Source organism: Oleiphilus sp. HI0080 (genome assembly GCF_001635135.1).
Genome location: NZ_LWFU01000698.1, coordinates 1 through 2,059, shown reverse-complemented (window position 1 = coordinate 2,059; position 2,059 = coordinate 1). Strand labels below are relative to the sequence as shown.

General features: G+C 47.5%; 2 protein-coding genes and 1 pseudogene. 2 read left to right on the top strand and 1 reads right to left on the bottom strand.

The genetic code is table 11. The annotated features are described in order from the left end of the window. Positions 1 to 308, bottom strand: a 308-nt coding sequence (locus A3751_RS15085; protein WP_231876904.1) for a LysR family transcriptional regulator, incomplete at its 3' end; no start/stop codon positions are given. Between the two features lie 220 nt (positions 309 to 528). On the opposite strand from A3751_RS15085, the gene A3751_RS15080 reads away from it, so the two are divergent. Then, positions 529 to 1,725: a hypothetical protein gene (locus A3751_RS15080; protein ID WP_068457619.1), complete on the top strand. Its 1,197-nt coding sequence runs from the start codon at positions 529 to 531 to the stop codon at positions 1,723 to 1,725. A 143-nt stretch (positions 1,726 to 1,868) separates the two neighbouring features. After that, positions 1,869 to 2,059, top strand: a pseudogene (locus A3751_RS15075) (U32 family peptidase); the annotation flags it as partial.

Genomic DNA, 2,059 nt, shown 5'->3' with positions numbered 1-2,059 from the left:
ATACTCTCCATCATACGCATGACCGGTTTCAAGGTTCGATAGGCGATCAGCTTTGGAATCGAATTGACAATACCGACATTGAAGACGACTGGCGCCCCCAACGACTCGTTCTTTACACGCTGCGTCAACTCAGCGCCGAGGTTAAAAATCTCGTCTGCATACTGCTCGACAATACGTCCGGTATCGGTGATTGCGAGCCCTCTTCCTACGCGCGTGAAGAGCGGCTCCCCGATTGAATCCTCCAGCATTTTTAGTTGTCCGCTAATGGTCTGCGGAGCAAGATGCAGAACATCCGCTGCCCGCGCCACACTTCCCTCCTGAGCAACAGTCCAAAAGTACAGAAGATGGTTGTAATTCAAATGGCGCATAATGAGTCCTCGTAATGCAATGGGCAGTCTAGCCTGAACAATGAACACTAGAAATACGATTATTTAAATCAAATAGATCGTCTTTTTCGATCTATTATTAATAACAATAGTGGCTGAGCATGCTTAGCTTATATAAAAGGATTTACGTTAGGAGTAGCACTTGCAGACTTGGTGGAAAGAGAAAAAAGCGTGGCAAAACAATAGTATTCGTTCGTCAGCCAAAAGCGCAGTTTATGTGCTTTGGGGTTTTACCATATTCTGGAATCTAATCAGCTACACGCCTTTCCTAGGTGAAGACAATATTTTATCTGAAATTTCCCGTAAACCTGAGGCCGCGGTAGTATTTTTGTTTCCGATCATTGGGCTCGTGATGCTTGGCCTAAGTATCCGGGCCACACGACAATGGAAACGGTTTGGTCAAACACCGCTACTCATGGATCCTTTTCCGGGATGCATAGGTGGACAGGTCGGTGGCCAAGTTTCTCTTCGGCTACCTTACTCAAAAGCCCACAAATTTGACGTGACGCTTTCCTGTCGCAAGAGTTATATCACCGGTTCAGGAAAGAATCGCCGACGCACAGAAAGCATCATTTGGCAGTCCGAAGGCGTAGCTCATCATGAACGCGGTCCTCACGGTACGCGCTTGTCTTTTCGGTTTGATGTTCCCGAAGACAAACCCGAAGCAACACCTGACGATCAACAGACTTATGTTCTTTGGAAAGTAAATATCAATGGCGCGCTAAGAGGCGCCGATTTTGAACGCGAATACATCATTCCGGTCTTTAAATCGGAAGCACCAGTATTTTCCAGTATCAACGAAGGAACGGAGCATCACCCACTCACGCAGTCTCAAGCCGAAGAAGGTGTATACAGCGTGGCTCAAATTCAAACCGTTGACGGCGGCGTTGAGGCCTTTTTTCCTTCGTTTCAAAGACCGGTTCCAGGAATTTCGCTAAGCCTGTTTGGTGCCCTTTTCACCGCTGCGGGTTTGTTTGCCGGAAATATGGGCGCGCCACTTCTCTTCCCTATCGTATTTTCGGCGGTCGGCCTCGGCATATTCTTCGGGGGCATATTTTATCTGGCGAAGTCCCTCCGTGTTCAGGTTAACTCCCAAGGAATCAAAGCACGCCGATTCTTGTTTGGTTACCCGATTACAACTCGCATCATAGACAAAGACATATTGAAGTCGATTGATATCGTTCAAACCAGCACAATGCAGCATGGCAATAAAACCACTGTGGTTTATCAAGTAGTTGCCTCAAGCCATGCAGGAAAAAAAGCAAAACTAGCTGAACGCTTAACGAAGCGGACGGAAGCCGAGCGCCTTAAAGAGATGTATGAGATGTATTTGGGGTGAGCCCTCTTCGGCGAAATGATGAGCAGCATCTTAATTCGCTCATTCGAATTCTGTGCACGCGATTGATTTGCATCAAAACGCATCAACCAAGAAGCCTCTAGAATCGCGCGCAATTTAATTTGCTCGAATTTGAGGCCACGCTAATGAAATCTGTCGAACTGCTCTCGCCTGCAGGCTCTATTCAAAATATGGAATACGCATTCGCCTATGGGGCAGATGCCGTCTATGCCGGACAACCTCGCTATAGTCTTCGGGTGCGCGAGAACGAGTTCAACAAGATAGAAAACCTCGCGCGCGGCGTGAAGATCGCGCATTCTCTTGGCAAGCAGTTTTA